This window comes from Lysobacter sp. TAB13 (assembly GCF_052113885.1).
GTDB lineage: Bacteria > Pseudomonadota > Gammaproteobacteria > Xanthomonadales > Xanthomonadaceae > Lysobacter > Lysobacter gummosus.
On sequence record NZ_JBFRDR010000025.1, the window covers coordinates 67,612 to 75,470 of the forward strand.

A 7,859-nucleotide genomic window follows, 5' to 3' on the forward strand; every position below is an offset into this window, starting at 1 on the left:
ATGCATCGCGTTTGTGGATCGTCCGGGATTAGCGTCGGTCAGCGCCAAAAAAAGACCCCGGCGTGAGGCCGGGGTCTTGAGGACTTGCGCTAAGACTCGATCAGGGACCGGCGTAGCTCGGCCTCAGGGTGACGCGGTCGTAGGCCGCCGCGCCGCCTTGCACGGTGATGAACCACGCACCGGGTTGCGGTGCCGGCACGAAGATCACTTCGTTGTTGCCGGTGCGAGCCGAGACGAAGTCGTAGCTGGTCGGCGTCGCCGGGCTGCCGCGCTTGGCGTACAAGGTGATGTCGCCGCGACCGGCACCGGCGACGGTGACGATGCGCAGGTTGCGCGCACCGGCCGGGACGTCGAGACGGTACACGCGGGCCTGACCGGCATCGCCGGCCACGATGACGATTTCGCCGTCATGGATCGGCGTGGCATCGCTACCCGGCGCGGTGATCGCCACCGAAGCCTCGGCCGCGTCGTTGCCGGCCACGGTGTCCTGCGAGGTCGTGGTGCCGGCGACGGCGAGCTTGACGCTCTTGCCGGCCAGATCGGCGGTGGCGGTGGCCGACAGCGCGAAGGTGGCGCTCTCGTTGGCCGCCAGTTGCGCGATGTCGCAGGCCACCGAGGTCTTGCCGTTGGCGATCTGCGGTGCATCGCAGGTCCAACTCGCGTTCGGCGCGGTCACGCTGAGCGACGGCACTTCGGCGTCGAGGGCGAAGCCCACGCCGACCGCGTCGGCGCGGCCCGGGCCGTGGTTGCTCGCGACCACCGAGTAGCCGTAGCTCTGGCCGACTTGCGCCGTGGCGGCGTTGGCGGTCGCGGTCACGCCCACATCGGCGATTTCGCGCGGCACCAGATAAGCCACCACCGGGTCGTGATCGGACAGGCGCGAGGGCGAGTCGGCCAGGTTGCGGTTGACCTCCGGATAGTCGGCGTTGATGCGCGCATGGGCGAGCTGGATCGAGCCGGTGCTGACCACCATTTCCTCGTTGACCAGCACGTGATCCAGGCTTTGCGCATTGCCGTCGAACACGAAGGAGTAACGCTCGCTCGGGTCGGAGATGCTGGCCAGGTTGATCAGGTTCGGATTGACCAGATCGGCGCCGTCGCCCGGGACCACGGTCTCGTTGTCCGGGGTGGGCGTGCCGGTGACCACGTTCATCGCATCGACGTAGCCGTCGTTGAACTCGAACGCGTTGAAGTCGCCCAGCACCAGCAAGCGCGTGGCCGGGTTATCGGTCTGGCGCTGGTTGAGGTAGGTGGCGAGGAACTCGGCCTGCGCCTGACGCTTGCGGCGAACGCGGTCGCCGGAGTTTTGCGCGTCTTCGGTATCGACGTCGTTAAGCGAACGCTGGTGCACCAGCACCACGCTGATCGGGAAATCGCGGCCGTCGGCGTAGTGCACGATCGCGTCCAGAGCCAGCGGCGGACGATCGTTGAGCGGCTTGGTCGCGCCGGTCGGATCGGTCCACTGCGTGTCCTTGCCGATCTGCGTAACCGACGCCACTTCCACGCGCGGCTTGCCCGGCAGTACTTCGGCGGTCTTGACCAGATAACCCACGTCGATGCCGCCGATATCGTTGCCTTCCATCAGGTAAGCGACGTAGTTCGGATTCGGCTGGCCGGCGGCGACCGCGTCGGCGTTGATGCGCGCGGCCAGATCCTGCAGCGTGGTCAGGTTTTCGACTTCGACCGTGCCGAGGATATCCGGGGTCTTGAGGTAATCGCGGATGCCCAACGAGGCTTTCTTCTTGCGCTGGTCGTAAGCCGCGGCGGTGAGGACCGGATCGTCGGTATTGGGATCGTTTGCGGTATCGAAGAACCGCTCCAGGTTATAGCCCGCCACCGAAACCGCATTGGGATCGACCGTCTCCACTGCTGCGTGCGGCGCCGGGCCCGGGGTCACGTTGACCGTCGAGGCCGGATCGACCAGCAGGGTGTAGCGGCGGAAACCGTAGTCCAGCGGGCCGGTCATGCCGGTGATCACCGCGCCGTTGGACACTTCCAGCTTCGGCGCGCCGAGCGCGTCGCTGTCCACGGTCATCAGTTCGGCGTTGCCGTCCCAGCGCGGGATCGGCGGCGAGGTGCCGCCGCCCGGGATCGCCGTGCCCGGCTGGATGCCCGGCTCGCGGAACGGACGCGGCAGGTTGCCGATCACGCCATGGAAGATGCCGTTGCTGGTGCCGGTGGCGTTGGGCTCGTTGGTGCTGCCCTTGGTCGGCGCGGTCACGGTGAAGCTGGGGATCGACACGCGCATGGCTTCGAAGCGCTCAAGCGCGTCCAGCGGCGAGGTCGGCAGCACCTGCGGCAACACCACCGGAACCGGCAGTGAAGCGGTGCCGGTCTGGCTGTAGGTGGCGAAGCTCAGCTCGGTCAGCGGCAGCTGGCCCAGGTCGGCGGTCGGGATGAATTCGACCACGGTGCCGCTGACGCGCACGCGGTTGCCCACCGTGGCCGCCGCGGTCGGCGCGGTGTTGGTGAACACGTACACGCCTTCGGAGGTGGCCGGATCGGCATCGGCGTCGGCGTCGCTGGCCTGGATGAAGAAGCCGTTGCTCTTGCGGCCGGTGACCACACCTTCGGTGGTGACGATCTGACCGGTCAGCGGCGAGGTCGCGCCGTTGCCCTGGATGTCGTGGATCGGCACGATGACTACATCGTCGTTGACGATGGTGGCGGTGGCTTCGGCGAAGGCCGGCGGGACCGGCAGGCCGCCGCTGGTGACCAGCACGCGCAGCTTGAAGGTCTCGCTGGCTTCCTGGACGGTGTCGCCGCTGACGTTGACAGTGACCGTCGCGCTGCTCTGGCCTTCGGCGATGGTGCCGGTCAGGCCCGACAAGGCGGTGTAGTCGCTGCCCGCGGTCGCGGTGTCGTCGAGGGTCGAGGCCGACCAGGCCACGCCGCCGGCGCCGGCCGGTTGGCTCAAGGTCAGGGTGAACACGAACGAGGTGGTGCCGCTGTTGCCTTCGTCCAGCGAGACGTTGGCGACGCTCAGCACCGGCTGGTTGCCGCCGCTGCATGCGAACGCCGGCGAGGCGCTGTTGCGCGGCGTCGCCGCGGCGATGTCGAAGTCGTTGAGGTTGACGTCGGTGTCGGTGCAGCCGTTGTTCTTGCGGATGGCGGCGGTGGTGTTGCTCATCACCGGCGTGGGTTTGTCCCCGCCTTCAGAGCAGCTCGCGGTCGGGCCGATGCCGACCAGATCCACGCGCGTGGCCGGGCAGGCGCCGGTCAGCGCGGTGCTGTTGTTGACCAGCGCGACCTTGGCGGTCGAACCGGACATCGCGATCGGGCTGCTGTTGGGCGGTGTCGGAATGACGTCGGGGGTCGGCAACGGCTCGGTGCCGCCGGTGCCGTCGGCTTCCTTGATCAGGAAATAGCCGCCCGGCGCGATCGAGCCGGTCAAGGGCGTGACCGTCCAGTTGCCGGTGCCGGCGGCGGACTGATACTGCACGCTCCAGCCGTTCAGACTGACCGCGCTGGCGCCGTTGTTGTGCAGTTCGATGAAATCGCTTTTGTAGCGCGCGCCGGAGTTGCCGCCGCCGCCGTAAACCTGACTGATAACGACCTGCGCCTGCGCCGATCCGGCCGCGGCGAAGGCCAATACCACCGCCGCCAAAAGGCGGCTCGTGCGCTTGTCCATGTTGTTCCCCAAGTGAGCGTCTGCCCGACCTCCCCGGTCGCAGACGGCTGGATTGTGCACGAATACTCACTTTCTGGCGTTGCAGTGCGATGACTTCACATGATCGGCGTCACACCCGGGCTGCCGCATCGGTGCCGGCGAGCCCCGCGCCGTACCGCGGCCGCGCATATTCAGCCAATGCGATGCTGCGGCGCGGCACGGCCAGGGCCGGCTTCGCCTGGAAGCGGCGGCGCCCGCAGGCGCCGCCSCACGCCGCCCCGATCAGGGCTGAGGCGCGGTCAACAGCGTCGTGACCTGGGCGCCGTTGTCCCCAGGCTGGGATTCGGCCGCTTGCGAGGTGGCCGAGACCGCCAGATCCAGGCCGGTGCCGGCCTGTTCGGCCAGCGTCGGCACGAACACGCGCAAGACCTCCTGCTGCCCGTCGTAACAACGCGGAGTTGATGCGCGCGCTGCACTTGCAGCGAATCGATCGCCACGACCATGCGTTCGTCGGCGAGGCATCGCAATACCCGCGAATCAGCACGAAAAGAGTCATAGCAAGCGCGCCACATGAGCACACAATGTCGCCATGCCCGCGACCCCCGCGCGCGGGCGGATGCGCTACGCTTTGCGCCCCTGCCGCGAGCCCCGCCGATGTCCGTCGAGAAGAACCAGCGCGAACTGGAAAGCGGTATCCATACCGACCTGCACGGACGCATCACCTACGGCGGCTATCTGCAGTTGGACAAACTGCTCGCGGCGCAGCAGCCCTTGTCGCAGCCCAGCCATCACGACGAGATGCTCTTCATCATCCAGCACCAGGTGTCGGAGCTGTGGATGAAGCTGATCATCCACGAGCTGCGCGCGGCGATCGAACACCTGCGCCTGGATCAGGTCTGGCAATGCCAGAAAGTGCTGTCGCGCTGCAAGCAGGTGCTGCGCCAGCTGACCGAGCAATGGTCGGTGCTGGAAACGCTGACGCCGTCGGAATACATGGGGTTTCGCGAGACCCTGGGGCCGTCGTCGGGCTTCCAGTCGCTGCAGTACCGCACCATCGAATTCATGCTGGGCAACAAGAACGAGGCGATGCTGCGCGTGTTCGCGCACGACCCGCAGGGCCAGGCCACGCTGGAAACGGCACTGGCTTCGCCGAGCCTGTACGACGAATTCCTGATGTATCTGGCGCGTTTCGGCCACGCCATTCCCGACGCTCACCTGCGCCGCGACTGGCGCCATCCGCACGTCAGCGATCCGGCCTTGCAGCCGGTGTTCGAACGCATCTACGAAAACACCGACGTGTACTGGCGCGAGTACGCGCTGTGCGAAGACCTGGTGGACGTGGAAACCCAGTTCCAGCTGTGGCGCTTCCGCCACATGCGCACGGTGATGCGCATCATCGGTTTCAAGCGCGGCACCGGCGGCTCCAGCGGCGTGGGCTTCCTCAAGCAGGCGCTGGAACTGACCTTCTTCCCGGAGTTGTTCGAGGTGCGCACCAGCATCGGTCTGGCGGGCGATTCCGGCAGCTATTGAGGCCGGGCGCCGCGGGCCAGCGACGGGCGGCGGTGCGCCCGCGCGGGCCGGTCCGCATCCGTCGCATAGCCGATCCAGCGTGACAGTTGTCACCCGATCGCCGCACGAAGACACCGCGAACCCCGAACTTCGCCCCTGCGGCCGCGCAAAATCCATCCCCATTCAGGGGTTTAGGAGCGCGAATGTTGCGCCGCAACACGTCTCGCCAAGCTTCACAAAGGTTTGACGGGACCGGTCCGCACCGGTAAATCTCCCCGACCCGTGCCGTCGGCGTGGGATTTTCATTCAGTTTCCACACGACAGGGGACACCGCATGAGCGGAGCCGCGACATCCATCCAGGGCCAAGTGCCCATCCCGGAATTCGAACAGCGACTCGGGCATCCCAAGCCCCTGTGGATGCTGTTCATGACCGAGTTCTGGGAGCGTTTCGCCTTCTACGGCATCCGATGGGCGCTCGTGCTCTACATCGTGGCTCAGTTCTACAACGGCGACGGCGTCGGCCAGGCCCCGGCCAACCGCGTCTACGGCGCGTACCTGGCGCTGGTTTACGCCGCGGCGATCTTCGGCGGCTACATCGCCGATCGCGTGCTGGGGTATCAGCGCTCGATCCTGCTGGGCGCGGCGATCATGTCCGCCGGTTTGTTCATGATCGCGTTCCCGAACGAACAAGTATTCAAGTTCGGCCTGGCCACGATCATCTGCGGCAACGGCCTGTTCAAGCCGAACATCTCGACCATGGTCGGCAAGCTCTACGCGGTCAGCGATGAGCGCCGCGATTCGGGCTTCACCATCTTCTACATGGGCATCAACCTGGGCGGCTTCCTGTCGCCGATCCTGACCGGCTGGCTGGCCGAGCAAGTGTTCGGCACCTCGGCAATGCCGGCCTACAAGATGGTGTTCCTGGCCTCCGGCGTGGGCATGCTGATCAGCCTGTTCTGGTTCTGGTTCGGCCGTCGCCAGCTCGAAGGCATCGGCCGTCCGCCGGCCGACAGCCAGGGCAAGCAGAAAGTGCTGTACGTGTTCCTCGGCGCGCTGGCCGCGATCCCGGTGGTGTATTTCCTGCTCGCGCTCGGCGCCGGCACCTTGCAGTGGGTGTTGCTGGCGATGTTCGTGGCGCTGTGCGGCCTGCTGTTGTTCGAAGGCTTCCGCGAAGGCTCGGCGCAGCGCGACAAAGTGATCGCGATGCTGATCATCTTCACTTTCAACATCCTGTTCTGGATGTTCTTCGAGCAGGCCGGCAGTTCCTTCACCTTCCTGGCCGATCAGATCGTCGATCGTCAGTTCAGCGGCGGCTTCGTGTTCCCCAACGCGTGGTTCCAGTCGGTGAATTCGCTGGCGATCATCGCGCTGGCGCCGATCATCGCCTGGATCTGGGTGGCGATGCGCAACTCCAATCCCTCGATCCCGCGCAAGTTCGGCCTGGGCCTGATCTTCAACGGTCTGGCCTTCCTGTTGCTGGTGGTCGTGCTGACCCCGCTGGTGGTTCCGGCGATGGGTCTTGAGAGCTTGCCGTCGTGGCTGAAGTGGGCGCCGTCGGTATCGCCGGGTTCCGCGTTCGCCGCGGCGCCGGGCAAGATTCCGTTCTGGTCGTTGTTCATGGTTTACGTGATCCAGTCGGTCGGCGAGTTGTGCCTGTCGCCGATCGGCCTGTCGATGGTGACCAAGCTGGCGCCGGTGCGTCTGGTCGGTTTCGGCATGGGCGGCTGGTTCCTGTCCACCGGCATCGGCAACAACCTGTCGGGCATTTTCGCCGGCGAGGTCAGCGGCGAGAAGGGCATGAGCACGGCTACGGCGCTGACTGGTTATGGTTTCGGCTTCATGGTTCTGGTGGGCGCGGGGTTGTTGTTGTTCCTGATCGCGCCGTTGGTGCAGAAGTTGATGCATGGGGTGAAGTGATCGTTTTGCGTTGATTGCGGCGATCGTTGTGTTCGAGAACGGCAGCTTAGGCTGCCGTTTTCTTTTGGTGCGGGGCTGTTGGCGGGGGCGCTATGGCTGTTGCTGTTGTACTTGCAGTTGCAGTTGCAGTTGCAGTTGCTGTTGCTGTTGCAGTTGCAGTTGCAGTTGCAGTTGCTGTTGCTGTTGCTGCCGAAATTTTGCTTCGGCTTTGCTCGGCTTTTGCTGTTGCCGTTGCTGGGCGCCGCTAGTAACTCGCGAGACCAGGGACACCCGAAGGGCGGCGCACATGGACGTGCGCCGGGTGCCACCTTGGGCAGGATGCCCAATGTGGCACCTGCCCGCGCAAGCATCGCACTCGTGGCTTTTGATTCGAAACAGCTAAAGCCCTTTCTTTGGTTACTTTCTTTGTGGCTTTGGACAAAGAAAGTGACCCGCCGCTCCATGGCGGAAGCTTTAGGCGTTTGATCTTGCTTTCGCTTTCGCTCTCGCTTGAGGCTTCTTTTGCTCGTCATTCCCGCGAACGCGGGAATCCAGTGCCTTTCGTGCGAGAACGCTTGAAGTCGCTGGATTCCCGCTTTCGCGGGAATGACGGTAGGAGGGAGTGCACGGGTCTGGTTGTTTCGATCAGGGACTTCAGGGTCCTTAGAAGCCTCAAGCAAGATCAAACGCAACAAGCAAGATCAAACGCTAAACGCTTCCGCCATAAAGCGGCGGGTCACTTTCTTTGTCCAAAGCGACAAAGAAAGTAACCAAAGAAAACGCTTTGGGCTGTTTCGAGTCAAAAGCCACGAGTGCGTAGCTTGCGCAGGCAGGTGCCACATT

The 7,859-nt window shown here is 65.0% G+C and carries 5 protein-coding genes; 3 read left to right on the forward strand and 2 right to left on the reverse strand.

Translation table 11 applies throughout. The features are described from left to right. Positions 1-100 precede the first annotated feature (100 nt). Together AB4Y92_RS22035 and AB4Y92_RS22040 are read right to left on the reverse strand one after the other, a co-directional pair. Complete coding sequence (locus tag AB4Y92_RS22035) at positions 101-3,631, reverse strand: lamin tail domain-containing protein (RefSeq protein WP_441821604.1); 3,531 nt, start codon at positions 3,629-3,631, stop codon at positions 101-103. 261 nt (positions 3,632-3,892) lie between these two features. Beyond that, positions 3,893-4,030 carry a hypothetical protein gene (locus tag AB4Y92_RS22040; RefSeq protein ID WP_441821605.1) on the reverse strand — a complete coding sequence of 46 codons (138 nt, stop codon included), beginning with the start codon at positions 4,028-4,030 and terminating at the stop codon, positions 3,893-3,895. A 234-nt stretch (positions 4,031-4,264) separates the two neighbouring features. Between AB4Y92_RS22040 and AB4Y92_RS22045 the strand changes: the two genes are divergently transcribed. The 3 genes from AB4Y92_RS22045 (at position 4,265) to AB4Y92_RS22055 (ending at position 7,502) form a co-directional block, all read left to right on the forward strand. After that, on the forward strand, positions 4,265-5,140 hold the full coding sequence (locus AB4Y92_RS22045; RefSeq protein WP_057944248.1) for a tryptophan 2,3-dioxygenase: 876 nt from the start codon (positions 4,265-4,267) through the stop codon (positions 5,138-5,140). Between the two features lie 313 nt (positions 5,141-5,453). Further along, a complete protein-coding gene (locus AB4Y92_RS22050) occupies positions 5,454-7,037 on the forward strand; it encodes a peptide MFS transporter (protein WP_441821606.1) in 1,584 nt (527 codons plus the stop codon). 105 nt (positions 7,038-7,142) lie between these two features. Beyond that, the gene (locus AB4Y92_RS22055) at positions 7,143-7,502 is read left to right on the forward strand and encodes a hypothetical protein (RefSeq protein WP_441821607.1); all 360 of its coding nucleotides are present in this window, start codon (positions 7,143-7,145) and stop codon (positions 7,500-7,502) included. Positions 7,503-7,859 lie beyond the last annotated feature (357 nt).